The sequence below is a fragment of the Serratia sp. CY33802 genome (assembly GCF_052169095.1).
Classification (GTDB): Bacteria; Pseudomonadota; Gammaproteobacteria; order Enterobacterales; family Enterobacteriaceae; genus Serratia; species Serratia bockelmannii.
The window spans coordinates 294,725-318,829 of record NZ_JBJNLL010000003.1 but is presented as its reverse complement, the minus strand read 5'-3'; the positions used below and the strand labels follow the sequence as shown (position 1 = coordinate 318,829).

26 protein-coding genes are annotated in these 24,105 nt (G+C 61.5%); 16 read left to right on the top strand and 10 right to left on the bottom strand.

All coding sequences use genetic code 11. From position 1 onward, the window contains the following. Positions 1–7 precede the first annotated feature (7 nt). The 6 genes from ACJ8HA_RS14810 to ACJ8HA_RS14785 form a co-directional block, all read right to left on the bottom strand. Positions 8–1,090, bottom strand: coding sequence for a porin (locus tag ACJ8HA_RS14810; RefSeq protein WP_164068598.1), 1,083 nt, complete (start codon positions 1,088–1,090; stop codon positions 8–10). A 32-nt stretch (positions 1,091–1,122) separates the two neighbouring features. After that, complete coding sequence (locus ACJ8HA_RS14805; protein WP_025305140.1) at positions 1,123–1,914, bottom strand: ABC transporter ATP-binding protein; 792 nt, start codon at positions 1,912–1,914, stop codon at positions 1,123–1,125. Positions 1,915–1,929: 15 nt separating this feature from the next. Then, on the bottom strand, positions 1,930–3,651 hold the full coding sequence (locus tag ACJ8HA_RS14800) for an ABC transporter permease (protein WP_049294776.1): 1,722 nt from the start codon (positions 3,649–3,651) through the stop codon (positions 1,930–1,932). Between the two features lie 482 nt (positions 3,652–4,133). Beyond that, the gene (locus ACJ8HA_RS14795) at positions 4,134–4,823 is read right to left on the bottom strand and encodes a trehalose-6-phosphate synthase (RefSeq protein ID WP_049207774.1); all 690 of its coding nucleotides are present in this window, start codon (positions 4,821–4,823) and stop codon (positions 4,134–4,136) included. 13 nt (positions 4,824–4,836) lie between these two features. Further along, the gene (locus tag ACJ8HA_RS14790) at positions 4,837–5,247 is read right to left on the bottom strand and encodes a GNAT family N-acetyltransferase (protein WP_148123094.1); all 411 of its coding nucleotides are present in this window, start codon (positions 5,245–5,247) and stop codon (positions 4,837–4,839) included. A 32-nt stretch (positions 5,248–5,279) separates the two neighbouring features. Then, entirely contained in the window at positions 5,280–6,650 is a 1,371-nt protein-coding gene (locus ACJ8HA_RS14785) for a glutamine synthetase family protein (protein WP_148123095.1), read from the bottom strand. Positions 6,651–6,886: 236 nt separating this feature from the next. Here ACJ8HA_RS14785 and ACJ8HA_RS14780 point away from each other — a divergent pair, with 236 nt between their 5' ends. After that, positions 6,887–7,186: a hypothetical protein gene (locus ACJ8HA_RS14780; RefSeq protein ID WP_033651399.1), complete on the top strand. Its 300-nt coding sequence runs from the start codon at positions 6,887–6,889 to the stop codon at positions 7,184–7,186. Between the two features lie 15 nt (positions 7,187–7,201). On the opposite strand, the gene ACJ8HA_RS14775 is transcribed toward ACJ8HA_RS14780, so the two are convergent. Genes ACJ8HA_RS14775 through ACJ8HA_RS14765 form a run of 3 tightly spaced genes read right to left on the bottom strand, consistent with a single transcriptional unit; the run spans position 7,202 to position 8,689 of the window. Next, a complete protein-coding gene (locus tag ACJ8HA_RS14775; RefSeq protein ID WP_164063629.1) occupies positions 7,202–7,603 on the bottom strand; it encodes a putative T6SS immunity periplasmic lipoprotein in 402 nt (133 codons plus the stop codon). Then, positions 7,600–7,800 (bottom strand): hypothetical protein, encoded by a 201-nt coding sequence (locus ACJ8HA_RS14770; RefSeq protein WP_193389596.1) that lies wholly within the window; start codon positions 7,798–7,800, stop codon positions 7,600–7,602. Before ACJ8HA_RS14770 ends, ACJ8HA_RS14775 begins: the two co-directional genes overlap by 4 nt. Further along, positions 7,772–8,689, bottom strand: coding sequence for a LysR family transcriptional regulator (locus ACJ8HA_RS14765; protein WP_442515387.1), 918 nt, complete (start codon positions 8,687–8,689; stop codon positions 7,772–7,774). Before ACJ8HA_RS14765 ends, ACJ8HA_RS14770 begins: the two co-directional genes overlap by 29 nt. A 168-nt stretch (positions 8,690–8,857) precedes the next feature. Here ACJ8HA_RS14765 and ACJ8HA_RS14760 point away from each other — a divergent pair, with 168 nt between their 5' ends. From ACJ8HA_RS14760 to ACJ8HA_RS14730, 7 genes are all read left to right on the top strand, one after another. Continuing rightward, complete coding sequence (locus tag ACJ8HA_RS14760) at positions 8,858–9,556, top strand: CoA transferase subunit A (protein WP_004933280.1); 699 nt, start codon at positions 8,858–8,860, stop codon at positions 9,554–9,556. Between the two features lie 11 nt (positions 9,557–9,567). Continuing rightward, complete coding sequence (locus ACJ8HA_RS14755) at positions 9,568–10,221, top strand: CoA transferase subunit B (protein WP_049204566.1); 654 nt, start codon at positions 9,568–9,570, stop codon at positions 10,219–10,221. 14 nt (positions 10,222–10,235) lie between these two features. Beyond that, entirely contained in the window at positions 10,236–11,420 is a 1,185-nt protein-coding gene (locus ACJ8HA_RS14750; RefSeq protein WP_164063626.1) for an acetyl-CoA C-acetyltransferase, read from the top strand. 18 nt (positions 11,421–11,438) lie between these two features. Beyond that, positions 11,439–12,362 carry a 3-hydroxyacyl-CoA dehydrogenase family protein gene (locus ACJ8HA_RS14745; protein ID WP_049204569.1) on the top strand — a complete coding sequence of 308 codons (924 nt, stop codon included), beginning with the start codon at positions 11,439–11,441 and terminating at the stop codon, positions 12,360–12,362. Between the two features lie 42 nt (positions 12,363–12,404). After that, positions 12,405–13,799, top strand: coding sequence for a GntP family permease (locus ACJ8HA_RS14740; RefSeq protein ID WP_197791184.1), 1,395 nt, complete (start codon positions 12,405–12,407; stop codon positions 13,797–13,799). Between the two features lie 12 nt (positions 13,800–13,811). Further along, the gene (locus tag ACJ8HA_RS14735; protein ID WP_049204571.1) at positions 13,812–14,582 is read left to right on the top strand and encodes a 3-hydroxybutyrate dehydrogenase; all 771 of its coding nucleotides are present in this window, start codon (positions 13,812–13,814) and stop codon (positions 14,580–14,582) included. Positions 14,583–14,953: 371 nt separating this feature from the next. Then, a complete protein-coding gene (locus tag ACJ8HA_RS14730) occupies positions 14,954–16,090 on the top strand; it encodes a porin (protein WP_025305156.1) in 1,137 nt (378 codons plus the stop codon). 34 nt (positions 16,091–16,124) lie between these two features. On the opposite strand, the gene ACJ8HA_RS14725 is transcribed toward ACJ8HA_RS14730, so the two are convergent. Beyond that, the gene (locus tag ACJ8HA_RS14725; RefSeq protein WP_049204574.1) at positions 16,125–16,946 is read right to left on the bottom strand and encodes an AraC family transcriptional regulator; all 822 of its coding nucleotides are present in this window, start codon (positions 16,944–16,946) and stop codon (positions 16,125–16,127) included. A 121-nt stretch (positions 16,947–17,067) separates the two neighbouring features. Here ACJ8HA_RS14725 and ACJ8HA_RS14720 point away from each other — a divergent pair, with 121 nt between their 5' ends. The 8 genes from ACJ8HA_RS14720 (at position 17,068) to ACJ8HA_RS14685 (ending at position 24,082) form a co-directional block, all read left to right on the top strand. Next, complete coding sequence (locus tag ACJ8HA_RS14720) at positions 17,068–17,445, top strand: hypothetical protein (protein ID WP_049204575.1); 378 nt, start codon at positions 17,068–17,070, stop codon at positions 17,443–17,445. A 10-nt stretch (positions 17,446–17,455) separates the two neighbouring features. Then, a complete protein-coding gene (locus tag ACJ8HA_RS14715) occupies positions 17,456–18,331 on the top strand; it encodes a helix-turn-helix domain-containing protein (protein ID WP_043136214.1) in 876 nt (291 codons plus the stop codon). Between the two features lie 232 nt (positions 18,332–18,563). Further along, positions 18,564–19,484, top strand: coding sequence for a L,D-transpeptidase family protein (locus ACJ8HA_RS14710; protein ID WP_025305160.1), 921 nt, complete (start codon positions 18,564–18,566; stop codon positions 19,482–19,484). 254 nt (positions 19,485–19,738) lie between these two features. Then, complete coding sequence (locus tag ACJ8HA_RS14705; RefSeq protein ID WP_151428312.1) at positions 19,739–20,119, top strand: type II toxin-antitoxin system RelE/ParE family toxin; 381 nt, start codon at positions 19,739–19,741, stop codon at positions 20,117–20,119. Then, a complete protein-coding gene (locus ACJ8HA_RS14700; protein WP_049207794.1) occupies positions 20,082–20,405 on the top strand; it encodes a helix-turn-helix domain-containing protein in 324 nt (107 codons plus the stop codon). The genes ACJ8HA_RS14705 and ACJ8HA_RS14700 overlap by 38 nt, the downstream gene beginning before the upstream one ends. A 244-nt stretch (positions 20,406–20,649) precedes the next feature. Continuing rightward, complete coding sequence (locus ACJ8HA_RS14695) at positions 20,650–21,057, top strand: ExbD/TolR family protein (RefSeq protein ID WP_049207797.1); 408 nt, start codon at positions 20,650–20,652, stop codon at positions 21,055–21,057. Between the two features lies 1 nt (position 21,058). Further along, positions 21,059–21,799, top strand: coding sequence for an energy transducer TonB family protein (locus tag ACJ8HA_RS14690; RefSeq protein ID WP_151428311.1), 741 nt, complete (start codon positions 21,059–21,061; stop codon positions 21,797–21,799). Between the two features lie 39 nt (positions 21,800–21,838). Beyond that, complete coding sequence (locus ACJ8HA_RS14685; RefSeq protein ID WP_049204587.1) at positions 21,839–24,082, top strand: TonB-dependent receptor family protein; 2,244 nt, start codon at positions 21,839–21,841, stop codon at positions 24,080–24,082. Positions 24,083–24,105 lie beyond the last annotated feature (23 nt).

The window sequence follows — 24,105 nt, the reverse complement described above, 5'->3', positions numbered from 1 at the left end:
TATCGGGTCAGAACTGATACATGATGCCGGTTTCGACAATGTCGTCGGCGCCGGCGCCGACGGCGTTCTGCCGTTGCAGCAGGTTGAGCTTGTACTCCACGTAGGTCGACATATTGGCGTTGAAGCTGTAGTTCAGCGCCAGATCCAGGTATTTGACCAGATCGGCGTCGCCGATGCCGGGCAGGTTACGGCCGCGCGTTTGCAGGTAGGCTACCGAGGGCGTGACGCCGGAATCGAAGTGATACTGCGCGACCGCCTCGACGGCGTCCGCGCGGGGGGCGAAGCCGGCGTAGCGATCGCCGTCGACGTAGGTCATGTTCTCAGTGCGCGCGTAGCTGGCCGCCAGGTAGAGGTTGTCCTGGTCGTATTTCAGCCCCAGGGTCCAGGCCCGGGCGCGATCGCCGTCAGCCAGGCCGAAGCGCTGTTGCGCCAGCGTGCGCGCAGAGTTGGCGTAGGCGCCGCCAACGTTGAGCCCCACGCCGGTGTCGTAGGTGGCGGAAAAGGCGTAGCCATCGCCGTTTTGCGTCTGGATATCCTTCGCCCTTTGAGCGTCGTCCCCCCGATTCTTCCCCTGATATTGCAGGCCGAGATCCAGGCCGTCGACCAGGCCGCCCAGGCTGCGGTTGTGGTAGGTCAGCAGGCCGTTGGCGCGGCCGGTCATAAAGTTGTCGGCCGCTTCGTAGCTGTCGTTGCCGAATTCAGGCAGCACGTCCGTCCAGCCGGCCACGTCATACAGCAGGCCGTAGTTGCGACCGTAGTCCAGGCTGCCCCAGCGGCCGAACGTCAGCCCGGCGAAGCCCAGCCGGGTATAGCTATTGCCCGGCCCGGCGCTTTCCGGCTGATCGAGCCCCGCCTGATATTCCCATTGGCCATACCCTGTCAGCCCGTCGGCGATCTGCGTCTCGCCTTTGAAACCGAAGCGGGTATAGGAGCGGTCGCCGTTATTGTCGGCGTCGCTGCTGAAGTAATGCACGCCGTTCAGCTGGCCGTACAGATCCAGTTTATTGCCGTCTTTATTGATGATTTCCGCGCCGGCGGCGGCGGCCGGCAGCAGGATGATCAGCGTCATCAGCACGCTTTTATGGTTCATTTCAGTTCCCCAAGTGGATGAAAACAGGGCCGTTAACCGGCCGATTGCGCTTGCGCGATTTTTTTGTATAGGCAGCTGCGGATCCGATCGGTGAGGTGCCGCAGGCTTTCCCGGTTGCGCGCCGCACGCGGGATATTGACGCTGAATTCGTCATCGATCCGTTTGCTGGTCGCGTCCAGGATCAGCACCCGATCGGACATCAGCACCGCCTCTTCGACGTCGTGGGTCACCATCACCATGGCGCGCGTGCGCAGCCGGTTGTCTCCCCACAGCGCCAGCAGATCGCTGCGTAGTTTTTGCGCGGTAAAGATATCGAGGGCGGAGAAGGGCTCGTCCAGCAGCAAGACATCGGGCTCTACCGCCAACGCCCGGGCGAAGCCCACGCGCTGGCGCATGCCGCCCGAGAGCTCGCGCGGCCAGGCGTGCTCATAGCCGGTCAGGCCCACCAGGCGCAGCAGCGCCCCCAGCCGCTCGGCGATCGTCTGCGGCGGCAGCCGTTGCGCCAGCAGCCCGAAGGCGATGTTGTCGTACACCGTTAGCCAGGGATAGAGCGCGTAGGACTGAAACACCATGCCGGCGTTCGCGCTCGGGCCATTGATCGGTTTGCCCGCCAGGGTGAGCGTGCCGCTGTCCGGCGGGATCAGCCCGGCCAGCATGCGCAGCAGCGTGGACTTACCCGAACCGGATTGCCCCAGAATGGTGACGAACTCGCCGGCGTGCACGGTCAGCGACACGTCGCGCAGCACGGGGGTGGGGCGCTTGTTTTCGCCGATAAACGTCTTGTTCAGCCGGCGGGCGCTGATAATTACCTCTTGAGTCAGCATGTTGTTCCCCCTTGATCAGTCATATTTGAATTTGGTTTCCGCGATGCGATACAGCGGTTGCCAGACGAAGATGATGCACAGCGCCACCAGCGCACACATGGCGGCGCAGCCCAGCGCAGACTCCGGGTTCTTACCGGCGTCGGTGACGACGGAAATGAACGCACCCAGCCCGGTGGCGCTGAGGGTGGTGCTGCCCCACTGGATCACTTCGGCGGCGATGGCGCTGTTCCAGGCGCCGCCGGCGGCGGAGATGATGCCGGTCACGATGTAGGGGAAAATTGCCGGCAGCATGTAGTAGCGCCACCAGCGGAAACGGCGCAGCCCGAAGGTTTCGCTGACCTCGGTGATCTGCGTCGGAATGGCGGAAACGCCGGCGATCACGTTGAACAACACGTACCACTGGGTGCCCAGCATGATCATCGGGATGGCCCACCAGCCGAGATCCTGATGATAAATGGCGATAAAGGCGGCGATCAGCGGGTAGAAAATGTTGGGCGGAATGGCCGCCAGGATCTGGATGATCGGCTGGAAGATCTTCACCAGCCGTGGATTCATGCCGATCCACACCCCCAGCGGCGTGAAGATAGCCACGCTAAGTAGCATGGCCGCGGCCACGCGCGCGGTGGTGAGCAGCATCCATTCCGGCAGCATGGCGAAGTACTGTTTGGGGAAGTATTCCCACAGCCGGTAACCGAACCAGACGCAGGCCAGCACCACGCCGAGATACCACAGGCTGCGCCACAGCCAATTGCCTTTGGCGGCGAGGCGAAACAGGCGGTGCAGGCCGAGGGCGTACCACAGCCGCGGCAGCTTGAACAGCCACAGGTCAGCCAGCGCGCGCAGCGTGCGGCCGAGCGCCGCGCCGACGTGCGAGAAGGCCAGGCTGTTGTAAAACCACGGATTGCCGAGTGGGCGATTGGCGGTGACGTCTTCGTATTTGAAGCGGGCGGTGTAACGCACCAGCGGGCGGAAAACCAGCTGATCGAGCAGCACGATGTTGGCGGCCAGCGCGACGATCGCATACAGGATCGCCGGCACGTTCTGCTGCGCCAGCGCTTCGGCGATATAGGAGCCGACGCCGGGCAGTTCGACCGAGCGATCGCCGACCGGAATGGCTTCGGAGGCCACCAGGGCGAACCAGGCGGCGGATTGCGACACCATGGCGTTCCACAGCAGGCCCGGCACCGAATAGATGAATTCCAGCCGCCAGAAGCGTTGCCACGGGTTGTAATTGAAGCTGCGGGCGGCTTCATCCAGCTCCTTGGGCACGATGCGCAGCGTCTGATACAGCGTCAGCATCATGTTCCAGGCCTGGCCGGTAAACACCGCGAAGATGGCGGTGCACTCCAGCCCCATCACGCTGTGCGGGTAGAGATTGAGAAAGTACACGGTCGTGAAGGTCAGGAACCCCACCAGCGGCACCGACTCCATAAAGTTGACGAAGGGCAGGATCACCCGGCGCAGCGGCGCATAGCGCGCGGCCAGCACGGCGAATACCACAGAAAACAGCAGCGACCAGGCCATGCCGAGGAGAAAACGCATGCTGGTTCTGAGCGAATAATAAAGCAGGTTCCAGGCATCGAGACTAATGGCAGAGACGTTTTGTTCATTGAAGTCGCCGTGCATGTCGCCCCACGCGCGAATAAAAAAGGCAATGAAGAAAACGCCGATGGCGATAACGATAAAGTCATTTAAATAAGACTTTCTGAAAATAGATGTACCCCGGTTATTTTGCATAACGCAATACCTTATTTTTCCCATAAGAAATCCGTCGCCGCTCGGGTAATAGGCCCGGCGACACCAGATAAATACCGCTGTAGCGGTTGAGACAGACGTTGTTTTCGCAGCGGGGCGATGGGCGGGCAGGCAGAGCGGGAAAGGCCGTCAGAAGGGGAGCGGTTGCCGCATTCCGTATCTTTCAGAATGCAACGTGGATGGCATTACTGAAAGGTGCCCAATAGCATTAGCATAAAACTAAAACTTTCATCGCCCATAGGGCCCTCCTCGGTTTAAATATGGCCCGGAGAGGGTAATGTGTTTTGCTGATAAAAAGCAATTGGCGGCGTAGGGTTTTTACGGTTGATATGTAACAGGATGAATATTTATTTTTTAATCGCTATATTCAGAAAGTGAAATAACCTATTTTGATGGCGGTAAATACGGTGAAAATAAATCACGGCGAAATAAAACGGCGCGCCTGAATACCGCGCGCCGTAACATTAATAAACCTGCCTGCCGTTGATGCCGGCGGGGAAAATGCCGGTGGCGAACAGATGCCCGTTGGCCTGGATCTGATCGTCGGGCAGCATCTCCAGCGGGAATTCGCCCGCCAGGCAGCTGAGAAAGGCGTTGCGATCGTCGGTGGTGGTAAAACCGATCAAATCGTAGAACAGCAGCGACGCGATCAGCTGGCGATGTTCCGGGATGCGCCGCAGCAGCGCCGCCGACGGAAACGGCAGGTGGAAGAAGAACGCGCAGGCGTTCAGCAGCCCCTGTTCCTTCAGCGCCTGCGCGCAGGGCAGCAGCTGGTAGTCGTCGATGCAGACGATGTCGCCCGGGCACAGGTGTTCGCAGGCGATATCGGCGAAACGGCGGTTCAGCTGCCGGTAGGCGCGGTAGTTTTCCGGCGTGAAGTGCGCCTTCTCCGGCTGGTTGTGGAACACCGGCCACAGGCCGTCGTGGTAGTAGCCCTGATAGTGGCGGCGGAACTCTTCGATCGACAGCGGGAAGGTCACCTGATCATAACCGGCACGTTGGCGGCAACTGATCGGGCGCTGCGCGAAATTCTGCACGTCGCCGTTCCAGCCGAGCCACAGCCCCGGTTCGGCGTCGGCCGCCAGCGTCTGGCCGGCGCAGGCCAGATCCTTGCCGTCGCACTGCTTGTTGGAAATCAGCACCAAACGAGACATGAGGGTCTCCTTATCAGTGAAGGGCACGCAGGGCGTGCGCCGAACCATCGGCGCGCCAGGGCGCTTGCAGAGCGGGCAGCGTGACGCGCAGGCCGCGCAAAGCCGGGTGCGCAAGGCAGCAGCGCGTCAGCCAGCTTCCCAGCCCGACGCCGCGGTACTCGGCGCTGACGAACAGTTCGCTCACCGAGGCGAAGGTGGCGTAGTCGGTCACCATGCGGGCGAAACCGAGCAGGTGGCGCTTGCGGTACAGCCCGAAGCACAGGCCGTGGTGTACCAGGCGCTCCGCCGCCGCCCGATCCTGCAGGCTGAGGAAACGCTGGATCGCCTCGATATCCAACAACTGCCGATCGGTGCTGATATGAAAAACGCCTTTGCGCCAGCAGAGCAGCGGCTGTGCGGGCGCCCGTTGTGGTTGCATGTTCATGATTATCCTTAAGTTAACGAATCAGTGGGCGGTTACAGCATCCAGCCGAGCTCGGCGGCGGTGACCTGTTCCTCGAAGCGGCGCAGTTCGGCGCTTTTGCAGGTGTGCCACAGGGTGCAGAACGCCGGGCCGAGCAGCTCACGCAGCGGATCGCTGTGGCGGAACAGCGCCAGCGCCTCCTGTTGGCCGAGCGGCAAGGGCGCGGCGTTATCGCTCTCGCAGCCGTTGGCGGCGGGCGGCAGCGGCAACGGGTGTTCCAGCCCGTGCAACAGGCCGCCGAGCATCACCGCCAGCGCCAGATAAGGGTTGGCGTCGGCGCCGGCCAGGCGGTATTCGATACGCTGGTTGGCGCTGTCGGCGCAGGGCAGGCGCAGCGCCACCGTGCGGTTGTTGTGGCCCCAGGAGGTGCGCAGCGGCACGTGCATGCCGGGGCGGAAGCGGCGAAACGCGTTGATGTTGGGCGCCAGGATCGCCATCGATGCCGGCATCAGCGCCAGCATGCCCGCCATCGCCTGCTGCATGTTATCGCTCAGTTCGCCCGGCGCGCCGGTCAGCAGGTTCTCGCCGTGCTCGTCCTGCAAGCTGATATGGAAATGCAGCCCGCTGCCGGCGGCGTGGGCGCAGGGCTTGGCCATAAAGCAGGCGTGCTGGTGATGCTGCTCGGCAATCTGCCGCGTCAGGCGTTTCAGCGCCATGATCTGGTCGCAGGCTTCCAGCACGCGCCGGCTGTGATGCAGATTCAGCTCGTATTGGCCGGAAGCGGCTTCGGCCACCACGCCGGTCAGCGGCAGGCTCTGCAGCCGCGCGTGCCGTTCAATGTCGCTCAGCAGCGCATGGTGGCGCTCGGGCGCATCCACCGCGAAGCTCTGCGTCGGGCAGGCTTCCGCCTCGGCGGGGCGCTGCGGATCCTGCAGGTAGAACTCCAGTTCGGCCGCCACCACCGGGAAGCAGTTGCGCTCGTGCAGGCGCTTCAGCACCCGTTGCAGCACCACGCGTGGCTCCAGCTCGCAGGCGCCGCCGTCGGCGTTTTGCATCGTCAGCAGCAGCTGGGCGTGGCGTTCGGGATCGCGCGCGCAGGGGCGCAGCGTGCCGGGCACCGGCAGGCATAGCCGATCCGGCTCGCCCGCCCGTTGCCCCAGCCCGCTTTCTTCAATCACCCGGCCGTGCAGATCCAGGGCGTAGATCGACAGCGGGAAGTAGCAGCCTTTTTCCAGGCCAAAGGCTTCGGCGATCGGCAGGCGCTTGCCGCGCAGCTGGCCGTTCAGATCGTGCAGATAAATATCCAACTGTTCGGTATCCGGATAGCGCTGCAGGTAGTGTTCCAGCTCTTTGCGGAAGGTGCGCGTCGGCGATGCGGGCAGCTCCGCCAGCAGAGGATTGAAGCCGATGATATTAGAATGCATGGCGCGCTCCAGAACGAAGACCGGTCACGGCCAGAGGCAGGGATAAACGCATGAGACAACTCTCTTGTGAGGCCATAGCGGCGATGTGAAAAGGGTATCTGCGGCGGCAAAAACTGTCTGTAAAAACGCCGTAACGTTAACGGGGCGCGGAATAAAAATGCCGTAAAGAGCGCGGCGGGCTGGCCGGGTCGGCACGGTCTATACTGGCGAGATGGGCCGTAGAAGGAGAGATAACGATGAAGAGAATAGGGCTGCTTATCGCCGCGCTGGCCGCGTTCCACGCCACCGCGTCTTCCCCACAGGCGTGGGCCGAGAGCGAACGGGCGATGCGCGCCGCCTGCCTGAAAGCCAGCGGGCTAAAAAACGCCAGGGTGGAAGGGGAGATTATTCACTACGGCGATGACGTCGGCTATTCGGCGCTGTTTATCGGTGGGCGCTACCCGCAGCCGTTTATGAAAAACCAGCCGGGCAGGGAGCTGTGCTTATATCAGCGCGCCACGCAGAAGGCGGCGGTGCAGGCGGTGGAGGGGGAATAAATAATCCCAGTCTCCTTACTGTAGCTGTATTTCTCCCTTGGGATTAATTCTTAAGTTGAATTCTTTCATGTATTTACGCCTTTCCGTGTCGTTATTCATCGAGATGCCGAGCAAGACTGAGTATTCTCCCGCTGCCCAGTTTACCTGCGGATAAGTGACGCATTGTCCTGGTTTCAGGTCAGGCAACGGAGTGATTTCTGGTGAGGCCCAGACGATATGCCATTGCTGTTGTTCCTGTCGTGAGACGATCACCCCCCGGTTTTGCAGGCTGTCGCCGCTGCGAACGCTGTTGATAGGCACGGCAAAGCAAGGTTGATTGTCTTTGAGCGAGACATCCAACGGATGGTACCAGGGCTGAGTGGATTGACAGCCGTTCAGTAGCAGTACGCACAGCAAAGAGAGATAACGTCTTGTCATAATAAGGTGTTCCGGTTCTTTGGATTTTTCAGGAAAGCTCGCAATACCCATTCATAGCGTTTTTTGATGTCTGGCCCAATAATGCCGCTGTAGTTGGTGGCTACGTGGAAGCGATGGGCGGCACGCTGCGCCTGGACATTGAACTGCCGGGCGGCAAGCACGTCGGGTTTACGGTTTAAGCGCAGGCTGCCCGCCACTCCCCGCCATTTCCCGTTCGATCACCGTCGCCAGCGCCTGCGCAGCGGAAGAGAGTTGGTGCTGTGCCAGGCGGATCAGGCCCACGCGCCGTTCGATGATCGGGCCGATCAGCGGCACGCAGACCGCCCCCAGCTCATCCATCTGTCGCTCGCACAGCGCAGGCACCGCGCTGGCGCCGAGGCCGTTGGCCACCATGCGCCCGACCGTCACCAGCTGGTGGCTTTCAAACGCCACCTCCAGCGTTCGCCCGCTGTGGGCCAGTTCCTGCTCCAGCAGCAGCCGCACCGCCGATGGCCGCTGCAGGGTGATGAAATCCAGCGTCAGCAGCTCCTTCCAGCTGACCTGCGCCTTGTGCGCCAGCGACGAATCCTTCGGCACCACCGCCAGAAAGCGATCGCGGCACAGCGGGGTAAAGTGCAGGGTGTCGCTCGGCTCCGGCTCGAAGGCGATGCCCATCTCTACCCGCCCTTCGCGGATCATTTCAAACACCTGCTCGTTGATGACGTCATGCACCGCCACGTTGATGCCGGCATAGCGATCGCGAAACGCCTTAAGGATCGGCGGCAGCGGGTTGCCGGCGAACGACGGCATGGCGGCGATCGCCACCTTGCCCATCTGCAGGGTGAAGCGCTGACGCATCGCCTCTTCCGCGTTGTCCCAATCCGCCAGCAGCTGGCGCGCCATCGGGAAGAAGGTTTCTCCTTCCGGCGTCAGCGTCACCCGGCGGGTGGTGCGCAGCAGCAGCGGCCCGCCCAGCGCGTCTTCCAGCCCACGGATCGCCAGGCTGAGCGCCGGCTGAGAAATATTCAGCCGCTCGCTGGCCTGGGCGAAATTCAGAGTGTGAGCTACCGCTAAAAACGCGCGTAACTGTTTGATGCTCATTTTCATTTTGGTTGGCGTTAACTCTTTGTTAATTTTCGGTTAACGAGTGATTAATAAAAATTCTAAATGAATGCGGCATAAAAACAAAATTAACAAATCATTTTTGTGACCTGAAGATGCCCTCACGCAAGGCAGGGCATTTCGCCCTGCGCCGCAACATGCAGGGGCAACGATATGGCAGGGCTCGACAAACGCGTCGGCAGCTACCAGGAAGCGCTGGCAGGCCTGACGGACAACATGACGGTGCTGGCGGGCGGCTTTGGCCTGTGCGGCATCCCGGAGAATCTGATCGAAGAGATCCGCCGGCGCGGCGTGCGCGGGTTGACGGTGGTTTCCAACAACTGCGGCGTCGACGGGTTCGGCCTCGGGCGGCTGCTGGAAACCCATCAGATCCGCAAGGTGGTGGGATCTTACGTCGGTGAAAACGCGCTGTTCGAGCAGCAGGCGCTCAGCGGCGAGCTGGAGGTGGATCTCACGCCGCAGGGCACGCTGGCGGAGAAGATCCGCGCCGGCGGCGCCGGTATCCCGGCATTCTTCACCGCCACCGGTTACGGCACGCCGATCGCCGAAGGCAAAGAGGTGCGCGAGTTCAACGGCCGCCCCTACATCATGGAAACCGCTATCACCGGCGATTTCGCCATCGTGAAAGGCTGGAAGGCCGATCACTTCGGCAACGTCATCTACCGCCACACCGCACAGAACTTCAATCCGCTGATGGCGACCGCCGGGCGTATCACGGTGGTGGAAGTGGAAGAGATCGTCGCGCCGGGCGAGCTGGATCCGGCGGCGATCCACACCCCAGGCATTTACGTCGATCGGCTGATCCAGGGCACCTTCGAGAAGCGTATCGAACAACGCACCCTGCGGGCATAAGGAGAATTCGCATGCTTACCCGTGAACAAATGGCGCAGCGCGTGGCGCAAGAGCTGAGGGACGGTTACTACGTCAACCTGGGCATCGGCATTCCGACGCTGGTGGCCAACTACGTGCCGGCGGGCATGGACGTGATGCTGCAGTCGGAAAACGGCCTGCTGGGGATGGGCGAGTTCCCGACCGAGCAGCAGCTGGACGCCGACATGATCAACGCCGGCAAGCAGACGGTCACCGCGCGCCTCGGCGCGTCGATCTTCGATTCGGCGCAGTCGTTCGCCATGATCCGCGGCGGCCACGTCGATCTGACCGTGCTGGGGGCGTTTGAAGTGGACATCGAGGGCAACATCGCCTCGTGGATGATCCCCGGCAAGATGGTCAAGGGCATGGGCGGCGCGATGGATCTGGTGGCGGGGGCGGAGAACATCATCGTGGTGATGACCCACGCCTCGAAGGGCGGCGAGTCCAAGCTGCTGCCGCGCTGCACGCTGCCGCTGACCGGGGCCAACTGCATCCGCAAAGTATTGACCGATCTGGCCTATCTGGAAATAGAAGACGGCGCCTTCGTGCTGCGCGAACGCGCGCCCGGCGTCAGCGTGGCGGAGATTGTCGCCAAAACCGCCGGCCGGCTGATCGTGCCAGAGCAAGTGCCGGAAATGCGTTTCTGAAACGGGAGGTGAATGTGCAACAACGTGAAGTGGTGATCGTGGGGGCGACGCGCACGCCGGTCGGCAGTTTTCACGGCGCGCTGGCGCCGCTGACGGCGGTGGAACTGGGCACGGCGGCGGTGCAGGGGCTGCTGACGCAAAGCGGTGTGCCGCCGCAGCAGATCGATGAAGTGATCCTCGGCCAGGTACTGACCGCCGGCTGCGGACAGAATCCGGCGCGTCAGACCGCGCTGAACGCCGGGCTGCCCGTGACGACCCCGGCGCTGACCATCAACAAGGTGTGCGGCTCCGGTTTGAAGGCGGTACATCTGGCGGTGCAGGCGATCCGCAGCGGTGACGCCGACGCGGTGATCGCCGGCGGCCAGGAAAGCATGAGCCAGTCGCCTTACCTGATGGCCGGTGCGCGCGCCGGCCTGCGCCTCGGTCACGCGCAGATGGTGGACAGCGTGATCCACGATGGCCTGTGGGACGTGTTCAACGACTACCACATGGGCATCACCGCCGAGAACCTGGCGGAGAAATACGCCATCAGCAGGGAAGAACAAGACAGGTTCGCCCTGCGCTCGCAGCAGAAGGCGCAGGCGGCGCAGCAGGCCGGGCGTTTCGCGCAGGAGATCACGCCGGTGACGGTGCCGCAGCCGAAGGGCGAAGCGCTGCGGGTAGAGCGCGACGAACAGCCGCGCGACACCAGCCTGGAAGCGCTGGCGCGGCTGCGCCCGGCGTTTCGCAAGGAGGGCACGGTGACCGCCGGCAACGCCTCGTCGCTCAACGACGGCGCCGCCGTGGTGTTGCTGATGAGCGCGGAAAAAGCCGCTGCGCTGCGCTTGCCGGTGCTGGCGCGCATCGCCGGTTACGCGTCGTCGGGCGTCGATCCGGCGATCATGGGCATCGGCCCGGCGCCGGCCGCACGCCGCTGCCTGGAGAAAGCCGGCTGGCGGCTGGAGGACGTCGATCTGATCGAAGCCAACGAAGCCTTCGCCGCGCAGGCGCTGGCGGTGGGCAAAGAACTGGGCTGGGAGGCAGAGCGGGTCAACGTCAATGGTGGGGCGATCGCGCTGGGGCATCCGATCGGCGCGTCCGGCTGCCGCATTTTGGTGTCGCTGCTGTACGAAATGCAGCGCCGCGAGGTGAACAAGGGGCTGGCGATGCTGTGCATCGGCGGCGGGCAGGGCGTGGCGCTGGCGGTAGAGCGCCCGTAAACAACCGAGGAGGGCACCATGCAGTCATCTGACTATGCGGTACTGGGCGCCGGGCTGATGGGGGTGGGTATCGCCACCCACTTTATCCGCCACGGCCATGAGGTGCTGCTGTATGACCCGGATCCGCAGCGCCTGGCGGAAGCGCCGGCGGTAGCGAGCGGCATTCTGGCCGAGCTGAGCGACGTCGGGCAGTTTGATCGCGGCGAACGCGAAGCAGCGCTGGCGCGCCTGCGCGTGACCGGCGATCTGAATGGCGTGGCGCGCGCCCGGCTGCTTATCGAGGCGATCCCGGAACGGCTCGAGCTGAAGCACGCGCTGTATGAGCAACTGGAGGGGCTGATCGCCGACGACGCGGTGATTGCCAGCAACACCAGCGGCCTGCCGCCGGACGAGCTGGCGGCGCGCATGACCCATCCGCAGCGGCTGCTGATCGCCCACTTCTGGCACCCGCCGCACCTGATCCCGCTGGTGGAGATCGTGCCCGGCCGCGCCACCGATCCGCGCCATCTGGCGGCGGTGCAGGCGCTGCTCGGCGGGATGGCGCTGGAGGCGGTGCTGCTGGAACGCGCCGCGCCGGGGTTTGTCGGCAACCGGCTGCAGTTTGCGGTGCTGCGCGAGGCGCTGCACATCGTCCACAGCGGCATCGCCAGCGCCGAGGTGGTGGATCAGGTGATGCGCGCCTCGCTGGGGCGGCGCTACGCCATGGTCGGCCCGCTGGAGGCCGCCGACATGACCGGGCTGGCGACGGTGGCGGACATTGCCCGCCACCTGTTCCCGGAACTGGCGACCGGCGACGAGATGATGGCGCTGGTGGAACAGAGGCTGCGGCGCGGCGATACCGGCCAGCGCAGCGGCCGGGGATTTTATCTTTGGGATGAAGCGCGCAGGGAACGCATTCAACGTCGACGGGCGCATCAGCTGCGCTTTGCGCTGAAACCGTAATTTCGCACGCCGTACCTGACAATAACAACGATAGCGAGGTGCCTGATGAGCGTTTTGATTGCCCTGGCAGCACTGGGATTACTGATGCTGGCCGCCTACCGCGGCTACAGCGTGATTTTGTTCGCCCCGATCGCCGCGCTGGGCGCGGTGCTGTTGACCGATCCCGGCGCGGTGGCGCCGACCTTCACCGGGCTGTTTATGGAGAAGATGGTCGGCTTCGTGAAGCTCTACTTCCCGGTGTTCCTGCTGGGGGCGGTATTCGGCAAGCTGATCGAGCTGTCCGGCTTTTCCCGTTCGATCGTCGCGGCGGCGATCCGCATTCTCGGCCGACGCCACGCCATTCCGGTGATCGTGCTGGTGTGCGCGCTGCTGACCTACGGCGGGGTGTCGCTGTTCGTGGTGGCGTTCGCGGTCTATCCGTTCGCCGCCGAGCTGTTCCGCCAGAGCGGCATCCCCAAGCGGCTGATCCCGGCCACCGTAGCGCTCGGCGCCTTCTCCTTCACCATGGACGCCTTGCCCGGCACGCCGCAGATCCAAAACATCATCCCGACCAGTTTCTTCGGCACCAATGCCTGGGCTGCGCCCTGGCTGGGGCTGATCGGCTCGCTGTTCATCATCGCGGTCGGTCTGCTGTATCTTGAACGCCAGCGGCGCAAGGCGCAGCTGAAGGGGGAGGGTTACGGTACCGATCTGCTGAACGAGCCGGAAACCCCGGACGACATCAACCTGCCGAACCCGCTGATCGCCATCCTGCCGTTGATTTTGGTCGGGGTATTCAACCTTGGCTTCACCCATTGGATCCCGCAGTGGTACGGCGCCAGCCACGACCTGACGCTGCCGGGGCTGGCCAAGCCGATCACCACCGATGTGGCGAAGATCACCGCCATCTGGGCGGTGGAAGCGGCGCTGGTGTCGGGTATTCTGCTGGTGGTGGTGTTCGGCTTTCGCAATATTCGCGGCCGGCTGGCGGAAGGCAGCAAGACGGCGGTCGGCGGTGCAATTCTGGCGGCGATGAACACCGCCTCCGAATACGGCTTCGGCGCGGTGATCGCCGCGCTGCCGGGCTTTTTGGTGCTGTCGCAGGCGCTGTCGGCAATCCCCAACCCGCTGCTGAACGAAGCGATCAGCGTCACCCTGCTGGCCGGCATCACCGGTTCGGCCTCCGGCGGCATGAGCATCGCGCTGGCGGCGATGTCCGACAGCTTTATCGCCGCCGCCCATGCGGCACACATTCCGCTGGAGGTGCTGCACCGGGTGGCCTCGATGGCCAGCGGCGGCATGGACACCTTGCCGCACAACGGCGCGGTGATCACCCTGCTGGCGATCACCGGCCTCAGCCACCGGCAGGCCTATGGCGGCATCTTCGCCATCACCCTGATCAAGAGCGCCGCGGTGCTGTTCGTGATCGGCGTGTTCTACCTGACCGGCATTGTTTAAAGGAGCGATACCATGAGTGTACAAGGCAAAACCGCGCTGGTGACCGGCTCGACCAGCGGCATCGGCCTCGGGATAGCATCCGTGCTGGCCGCCGCCGGCGCGCGCGTGATCCTCAACGGCTTCGGCGACGTGGAGCAGGCGCAAATGCAGGTCGCGCGGCTGGGCGCCGCGCCGGGATATCACGGCGCCGATCTCGGCGATGCGGCCCAGATAGCGGACATGATGCACTATGCCGAACGCGAGTTCGGCGGCGTGGATATTCTGGTGAACAACGCCGGCATTCAGCACGTGGCGCCGCTGGATCAGTTCCCGGTGGAGAAATGGAACGCCATTCTCGCCATCAACCTGTCGGCGGTGTTCCATACCTGCCGATTGGCGCTGCCGGGGATGCGCGAGCGCAACTGGGGGCGCATCATCAACGTGGCGTCGGTGCACGGGCTGGTGGCGTCGAAAGACAAGTCGGCCTATGTGGCGGCCAAGCACGGCGTGGTGGGGCTGACCAAGACGCTGGCGCTGGAGACCGCGCGCACGCCCGTCACCTGCAACGCCATCTGCCCCGGCTGGGTGCTGACGCCGCTGGTGCAGCAGCAGATCGACAAACGCATTGCCGCCGGGACCGATCCGCAGCAGGCATGCGATGAGCTGTTGGCGGAGAAGCAGCCTTCGCAAGCGTTCGTCACGCCTGAGCAGCTCGGCGAGCTGGCGCTGTTCCTGTGCAGTGATGCGGCGGCGCAGGTGCGCGGCGCTGCCTGGAACATGGACGGCGGCTGGCTGGCGCAGTAGTGAATTCTCTCTCCCGGAGCGCGCAACGCGCTCCGTCGTTATTTCCCGCCTTTAGTTAATTCCCCTGCGTGACGGTTTACCTGCGGCAATAATATTTATTTGTTATTTGCTATCTTTATTCCCGGATAATCACGCCGGGTTATTTTGGATAAAAGATGCGGATTGGTTTATTTCGTGCTGCGGTTATTACATTGTTTTTCTTCGCGTTACAGATGAACACGTTTATGCTGAAAATAAAGCCAACCTGGAATAATGGCAGATTATGACGTGAATTTTTATATCTTGCGTGCGCTGTTTACATCGGGTAATTATTTCCGCGTGGCTTAAGACCACCGTGTTTATAACAATAATTTTTTCGGGCAGGGGTAATAATGAGAAAAAATACAACGCCAATATTCATTGGCGGCGTCTTGCTGTCGGCGTTATCCGCCGGCGCACAGGCCGAGATCACCATTCTGGATAAAAACCCGCAGAGTAATGTGTTGCTGGCGCCGCTCAGTTTAAAGGTGGGCGGCAGCATTCGCCCCGAGTGGATCTTCAATAACGGCCCGGAGCCGGGCTATGACAAAAACGGCCACGACGGCGGCACGCGTTTTCGCTTCAGCGGCGACTATGCGCTGACGCAGGACACCTCGATCATCGGCTATTACGAGTGGGGCGTGGATCTTGCGCACGCGCTCAGCTGGGACGGGCACTATAACGAAGACGGCAAGCGCGACTATCAGCGCCAGCTGTACGCCGGTTTCAAGGACGATCGTTACGGTACCCTGACCTACGGCCATCAATACGGCATCTATTATTCGGTGGTCGGCATCAAAAGCGACGTCTGGGATAACGATGGCCATGCGGGCGGCACCGGTATCGGTATTTCCGGCGACTACGACGGCGGCAATAAACCGAAAAACAGCATCAAGTACACCAATGATTTCGGGCCGGTGACGCTGTATGCCAACTATTTATTGCCGGAAGACGATCTGCACACTGCGGATAACCTGATTTACCGCCGCAAGGGCGGAGGTGGGTTGGGCTTCGATTACAAGGTGACGAAAGACTTCACCTTCAGCGCGGCCTACAGTTATACCGATGCGAAGATCAAAGACAATCTGTACAGCGAAAAGGATTATCACCAGCAGCTGTCCGGCACCGCGTTGACCTGGCAGCCGAACAACTGGTACATCGTCGGCACCGCCAGCTATTACAAAGACTATGTGCCGAGCACCCGCCAGCGCACGCTGTCGCACTTCTTCGCCGGTGACGGCTACGGGCTGGAAGGTTTTGTCGGTTACACCTTCAATATCGACAAGCCGTTCCTCAAATCGATCCAGCCTTACGTGGCGGCGGACTCGCTGCGGCTGAAGGGTGACGAGGCGTATCACGCCAACCACGTTTACCTTGGCGCGGGCACCACCATTGGTTACGGTCTGTCGGTGTATGTGGAGCGCACGCTGGCCAACAGCAGCGACAACGAGCCGGACTCCACCTGGATTACGGTGTTCTACGACTTCTGATCCGCCTCTTGCCAGGCCGGCATACGCCGGCCGTTCACATGCTGATCGCGCCGCCCAGGGGCTGCCCGGAGGCGTTGCGCTCCGCCAGATAACGCGCCGGCGGTTTGCCCACCGCCTTTCTGAACATGGTGACGAAGCCGCTGGCGCTTTCGTAGCCCAGATCCAGCGCCACCGTCTGTACGCTCTCGCCCTGCGTCAAGCGCTGTAGCGCCAGCATCACGTGCAGCTGGCGCCGCCAGTGGCCGAAGCTCATGCCCATCTGCTGTTGCAAGGTGCGGCTGAGGGAGCGCTCGCTCATGCCGATGCGCTGCGCCCACTGCCCGAGGGTGGATTTGTCCGCTGGGCAGCTCAGCATGCCTTCGGTCAACTGCCGGATGCGCGCGTCGTCTGATACTGGCAGGTGCAGATTCTCGATCGGCGCGGCCACCAGCTGATCCAGCAGTACCGCCGTCAGGCGCCCTTCGGCGCCCTGTTCGTCGTAGAGCGGCTCGAAGGTGGTGGCCTGCAGCAGCAGTTCGCGCAGCAGCGGCGAGACCGACAGCGTGCAGCAGCTTTGCGGCAAGCCTGCGACGACGTGTTGATCGACGAACAGGCAGTAAGCTTCCGTTGAGCCGGCGCCTTGGGCGTTGTGCAACACGTTGCCCGGCATCCACAGCGCGCACTGCGGTGGCACCAGCCACAGGCCGTTTTCCACTTCGCAGCGGATCATGCCGCGCACGGTATAGATCAGCTGCGCCTTTTGATGACGGTGCGGCTCGACTTCCCAGTCCTGTTCGATAGTGGAACTCTGTACGGCGAACAGCGGGCGCGGCACCTGATCGATATCGAGATTGCGGCGAGGGATCTGTACTTTCATGAGAATAATTCTCAATTTGGCGGAATTGAAAAGTATTATGTCCTGATTGCGCAATGTGGTCTAGCGTCGGTGCCGATAAAGTAAGCGCCAGTCCTAAAACCCTTTCGCGAGGAAACTGATTATGTCACTCGATACCGCCACTTTTCCGCTGGTGTGGATGCGCCGAAACGGGCGCGATACCCAGGCCGAGCTGGCTGAATTCAGCGCGCTGTTGGCGCGCGCCGAACCCTTTGTCTTGATGACCGACCGCAGCGTCGGCGATGAAGGTGAAGAGCACGATCGCGATGCCCGCACCCAGGTGGCGCTGTGGAAACGCGATAACCGCGAGGCGCTGAAGCAGTGGGTGAAAGGCATGATCATGCTGGAGCCGGACGACGCCAAACGCGCGGCGGCGGAAGAATTCGCCGAATACGGCGCCAAATTCTGGGGTTATCCGATACTGGTGGCCACCGATGAAGCCACAGGCCGGATGCTGGCGCAGACATTACTGAGCAAATAAGGGGAATACCATGCACCAGCAACAGGTGATTGAACAGCTGCTGGCCTGGATCGAACAGAGCCTGGATCAGCCGCTGACGCTGGACGACATTGCCGCCAAGTCCGGCTACTCCAAGTGGCATTTACAGCGGATATTCAAGCAGCATACCGGCCATATTCTCGGCACTTACGCGCGCCGCAGAAGGCTGACCGCCGCCGCGCGCGAACTGCGCCTGACCGGCACCAGCGTGGCCTGCATCGCCGATACTTACCAGTTCGATTCACAGCAGACCTTCACCCGCTGCTTCCGCAAGCAATTCGGTTTGCCGCCGGCCAGCTATCGCCGCAGCCAGGATTGGTCGAGCTATGGCCTGCAGCCGCCGCTGCGGCTGACCGAAGCGCCGTTGCCGCAGGCCGACATCGTGACGCTGCCCGCCATGCAGCTGGTGGGCAACACCCAGCGCCGCAGCTTCACGCTGGGGCAGTTGGCGGACTCCAAGTGCGAGCTGCGCCGCCATGCCTGGCGGCAACTGCTGCGGCCGCAGGCGCTGCCGGAGGTGGTGTACGGCCTCACCAGCCTGGAGGTCGACAGGCAACGCCGGGGCTGCCCGCGTATGGCGTATACCGCCGCTTTGCCGGACGAAGGGGCGATGGGGGAGCGGGTGACTATCGAACAGGGAGAGTATGCCCGTTTCACCTATCAGGGGCAGGCGGAAGGGTTACAAAACTTTATTGTCCGATTGTATGACACTGCCATGCCGCAGATGAACGCCATCCGCCGGCCGGGGCAGGATATCGAGCGTTTCTACCCGGCGCAGGAGGGCTGTTGCCCGCTCGGCGGCGCGGCGATCCGCTGTGAATATCTGATCCCCATTCGGCGGGGGGAAGCGTTGGCCGCCGCCAGTTAGGCGGCGGTTCTCGCAAAAAATCGCCTTCGTGGCGCGTCAGGTTACAAAAAATTGCGATATTACATCGGTAATGGTTCACACTTTGATTGATGTGCACATATAATGCGCATCCGGTCAAACCCCCCTGGCTTTTCAGGCCGCAGCGCCGTTGGCTGTCGGCTGAAATTCAACGGGGTAAAGTGGCCGTAGAAACCGATATCCCTAATCGCCAGTGGCCTTGACCAACACGAAGATGAAAATGAGCATTCGCGCGTTATTAACCCTGTTTACGGCACTGGTTGCTTTCAGCCAGGCTGCCTTCGCCGTCGTTTACCCGTTGCCGCCAAAAGACAGCCGTTTGGTGGGCGAGAATATCCAAATCACCGTACCGGAAGACAGCAAACTGCCGCTGGAGAGCTTCGCCGCCCAGTATCAGATGGGGCTGAGCAACATGCTGGAGGCCAACCCGGGCGTGGATCCGTTCCTGCCGAAGGCCGGCAGCACCCTGACCATCCCGCAACAGCTGATCCTGCCGGACGCGCCGCGTGAAGGCATCATCATCAACAGCGCCGAAATGCGTCTGTACTACTACCCGAAAGGTTCCAACACCGTCGTGGTGCTGCCGATCGGCATCGGCCAGCTGGGTAAAGACACCCCGCTGAACTGGACCACCACCGTGCAGCGCAAGAAAGACGGCCCAACCTGGACGCCGACCGCCAAAATGCGCGCCGAATACGCGGCTGACGGCGAAATCCTGCCTGCGGTGTTCCCGGCCGGCCCGGACAACCCGATGGGGCTGTATGCGCTGTATGTTGGCCGCCTGTATGCCATCCACGGCACCAACGCCAACTTCGGCATCGGCCTGCGCGTGAGCCACGGCTGCGTGCGTCTGCGCGCCGACGACATCAAGTACCTGTTCGAAAACGTGCCGGTCGGCACCCGCGTGCAGTTCATCAACGAACCGATGAAAGCCACCGTCGAACCGGACGGCTCGCGCTATGTGGAAGTGCACAACCCGCTGTCGGCCAACGAAGAGCAGCTGCAATCGAAAGATCCGGTGCCGCTGACCATTTCCGCGCCAGTCGGCAAAGTGCTGATGGACGCCGGTGTTAACCAGAGCGAAGTGGACGCGGCGATCAAGGCCCGTTCCGGTATGCCGGTGAAAGTGAACTGAAAGCCTTCCGGCCTCAGTGAAAATGCCAAGAAGACGCCTGCGGGCGTCTTTTTTTATGCTTGTAAAACATGTTGTTGTGTGTGCGTTCGCAATGATGCCCTCAGCGTTGCACAGAAAGAAGCCATGATGCGCGCCATCATGCAAATCGGGTTTCCCATGGTGGCCATCATCGAGTTTGAGGTGATGCTGGCGAGAAGGAATGCTCTGGGAAAGTGTTTCACTCAGTGCTATATTTTTACGGGAAACTCATTGCAATGCGTACATTTAACACTCGTTGGTTTAGCAAGAAGGCTCAGGCGCACGGCATTACCGATAAGGCATTATGTCGGGCGGTACACGATGTACAACGGGGCTTGGCTGTGGATTTAGGCGGTGGTGTATTTAAAAAACGTCTTAATCACAATCGGGACCGTGCGTTGGTATTAGCGAAAAACGGTCGGCATTGGGTGTATGTTTTTTTGTTTGCCAAACAGGTCCAGGCCAATATCTCTGGGGCGGAATCGCAAGCTTTTCGCAAGTTGGCGGTGCATTTTGGCGCGTTGAGCGATGAAATGCTCCAATCCTTGGTCGTGAAGAACGAATGGATGGAGATTTGTCATGAAGAAGGAAAAAACGTTTCGGAGTCCGGCCTTTGAGGCGATTCACAGCGCGGCTGAAGGATTGCATCGTACTGGCGCCATTTCTCTGGAAACCCTACGCAGTTTCGACGAGTCTTGCCTTGCTCCGGTCGAGATGTTACAGCCCCAAGAGATCAAAGCCTTGCGTGAGCAGCTATGTTTAAGCCAACCGGTTTTTGCCCGTTATCTGAATACCAGCGTGTCGACCATACAGAAATGGGAGACGGGGGTGAAGCGGCCGGGCGGCGTGTCGCTTAAGCTGCTTTCGATCGTACGCAAGCACGGGCTTGAGGTCTTGTTGTAGTGACCGTTTGGGCTGTCACTATTCTCACATTATCCTCTCTGGCTTTGGCTCTCTGAAATGCCCGAATCGCAATTATTCCAATAAAAACTATCGCTAATTAATAAGTTATATCTTCTCCCTTATCGCCTGCCATTGAAAAAATTCTCGCAAAAAAACCACACTGTGAAAATAAGATCACACAAGCGTAACAAAAGGTAAACATACCCCTCCTATATTGGCTGCTTCGCTTTTGGGAGGGAGTGTCATGCGTAACTGGAACGAACCGAAAAAAAACAAAGCGCACATCGAACTGATCCCGATGATCGACGTGATGATGTTTTTATTGGTGTTTTTCGTCTTGATTAGCCTGAACGTCATTCCGGCGCTCGGGCTGAAAACGCAGCTGCCGTCCGCCGGCAGTGCGCAGCAGCTGAAACCGCAGAAGAAAGCGATTATCACGCTGGGGGCCGACGAACAGCTGCAGCTGGATGGCCAGCCGATCGCGCTCGGCGCGTTGGTCACTACGCTCAAGCAACAGCAGCAGGCCAACCAGACCACCACCATCATCGTCAACAGCGACAAGGGCGTGGCGGTCGAGCGGCTGGTGGCGGTTATGGACAACCTGCGCCAGGGCGGTTTCTTCTCCGTCTCCATCGCGACACGGAAGCTGTGACATGTATCTGCTCTATCGCTCACGTCATCTTTTCAGCTGGCTGCCGGCGCTGATTGTCGCCGGTTGCCTGCTGTTCGCCAGCCAGCAGGCGGCGCTGAAGATCCAGCCGCGCTACGACGAAACTGCTATCGAACTGGCGCTGGTGGAGCCTGAACCGGCGCCTGAACCTCAACCGGAAACGCCGCCGGAACCTCAGCCCGAACCGCCGCCGCCCGAGCCGGAGCCGATCCCCGAACCGGTGGTGCCGGCGCCGGAACCGATCGTGGAAGCCAAGCCGGTGCCGAAACCGCAGCCGAAGCCCAAGCCGGTAAAAGAGAAAGCCAAACCGGTAGAGAAACCTAAACCGACGCCGGCGCCCGCCGCGCCGCGCGCGCTGGTCAGCAAACCGGCGGCGCAGCCCGCACCGGCCGCCCCCGCGGCGCCGAAGGTGAACGCGCAGGCGATTGAAAACGGCTATCTGCTGGCCTTGCGCCGCGAGCTGGAACAGCGCAAGCGCTACCCAAGCGGGCGCCAGGCCTCGCTCGAGCGCCCGCAGGGCAACGTCGAAGTGTGGCTGGAGGTCGATCGCAGTGGGCGGGTGCTCTCTTCCGGCATCGCCAACAAAGCCGCCAGCATGCTGCTGAACCGCGCGGCGATGAGCAGCCTGCAAAGCATCAGTTCAGTGAAGCCGTTCCCGAGCGAGGCGTTCGCCGGGCAAACAACCAAAAGATTTACCGCGACGTTCAATTATCAGGCGCCTTAGCGCAAGGGTTAATCGTTTGATTTTTATGGGATGTACACAATGAAATCGTTTAATCGTTCTGGGATCTATCTGGCGGTGATGTCGGCGATGCTGCCGGGCGCCGCGCTGGCGGCCGACGCCACCGATGTCGGCACCATCAGCGTCAAGGGGCAGTCGCTCGGCGGCGGCATGATGGTGCAGGATGACAGCGCCAAGGCGCGTTCTACCGTCACCAAAGAGGCGATGGATAAAATGCCGTCGGCGGCCAACGCCATCGACAAGCTGAAATACACGCCGGGCCTGAACGTCAACAGCAACGACGCCAGCGGCCTGAGCGGCGTGGACTACACCATGCGCGGCATGAACTCGGATCAGATCGGCCTGTCGATGGACGGCATTCCGATCAACGACTCCGGCAACTATGCGGTATACCCGAACCTGCTCGGCGATGCGGAAAACCTGGAGGAGGTGTTCGTCACCCAAGGGTCTTCCGAAGCGGACGGCCCGCACATCGGCTCCAGCGGCGGCAACATCGGCCTGGTGACGCGCCGCCCGGCGAAAGACTTCGGCGGTTTCGTCAAGCAAACGCTGGGCAGCAACAGCCTGAGCAAAACCTTTGCCCGCCTGGAGACCGGCGAGTACAACGGCTTCAGTAACTGGCTCTCTTATTCGCACACCGAGGCGAAGAAGTGGCGCGGCGAGGGGCGACTGTATTCCGACAAATTCGAGATGAACTCGCTGTACGAAGACGGCAACGGCAACAGCAGCAACCTGGTGATGAAGTACAACCGCCAGAACAACACCAACTACAACACTCTGAGCAAGGCGCAGTTCCAAAACGACGGCCGTGACACCGACTACGTCACCACACCGGAGTACAACAGCAAAGGGCAGTTGAACAAGTACTACAAGATTGAACGCAACCCGTTCGAAACCTTCACGCTGTCGTTCACCCAGAAGCTGCAGCTGCGCGATAACCTGTCGCTGACTCTGCAACCGTATTACTACTGGGGCAACGGCGGCAGCTTCAACGGCCAGACGGCCTCGGTGCTGTCCAGCACGTCGGACAAGGCCGGGCAGTATGACCTCAGCAACCTGCAGTCCAACACCTATTACCGCCCGTCGTGGACCCAAACCTGGCGGCCGGGCATCACCACCAAGCTGAAGTGGGACATCAACGATCAGCACAGCCTGGACATCGGTTACTGGTACGAGCGCGCGCGCCAGCTGCAGACCCAACCGTTCATCAGCATCAAAGATGATGGCAATCCGGCGCAAATCTCGGGCAAACCGGGCGGATCCGATCAGGTGAAGGACGCCAACGGCAATACGGTGCAGGGGCGCAACCAGTACACCATCACCCCGGCGCAGAAGGTGTGGCTGCAGGACACCTGGTTCGCCACGCCGGACTGGACCTTCGTCGGCGGCCTGGCCTATCAGTACGTGGAGCGCAAAGGGGACAACCGCGGCAGCCTGTACAACGTGCCGGAGAAGCGCAAAGCCACCTATCACGAATTCCTGCCGAACTTCAGCGCCAGCTATAAGGTGAACCAGGAAAACCAGGTGTTCTACAACCTGACGCGCAACATGCGCACGCCGCCAAACTACGTGCTGTACAACGTCGGCGACTCGCTCAGCACCAAGCCGGAACTCAGCTGGAACCACGAACTGGGCTGGCGTTTCCAGCAAGAGGACATGCTGCTGAGCGCCACGCTGTTCTACATGCGCTACAGCGATCGCCAGATCTCCACCACCAACTCGGCCGGCGATTACGAGATGATGAACATCGGCAATGTGGAGAACAAAGGGCTGGAGCTGGAGTGGAGCGGCCAACTGCCGCATAACTTCAACTACTACACCTCATATACCTATACCCAATCGAAGCAGAAGAGCGACATCGTCAGCAACGGCGGGCAGCCGCTGCCGACCTCCGGCAAAGAAGTGCCGAACGTGCCGAAAAACCTGCTGAACATGACGTTGGGTTATGACGACGGGCTGTATTACGGCAGCGTCAGCGGCAAGTACGTCAGTGCGTTCTACGGCGATCTAACCAACGACGAGAAGATCGGCGGCCGCACGGTGTTCGATCTGGCGGCGGGGGTGCATCTGCCGGTGGACAAGAAAATCGTCAAAAGCGCCGCGCTGCGCTTTGGCATCAGCAACCTGTTTGACAAGGAATACCTGACCTCGGTGCGCACCACCACCTTCAACGCGGCGCCGTACGGCGGCGTGAAGGCCAGCACGCCGTATTACAACGTCGGCGAAGAACGCACCTTCAGCGTCTCGCTGGAAGCCACCTTTTAACTGAATACCCCGCCGCCTGCCCG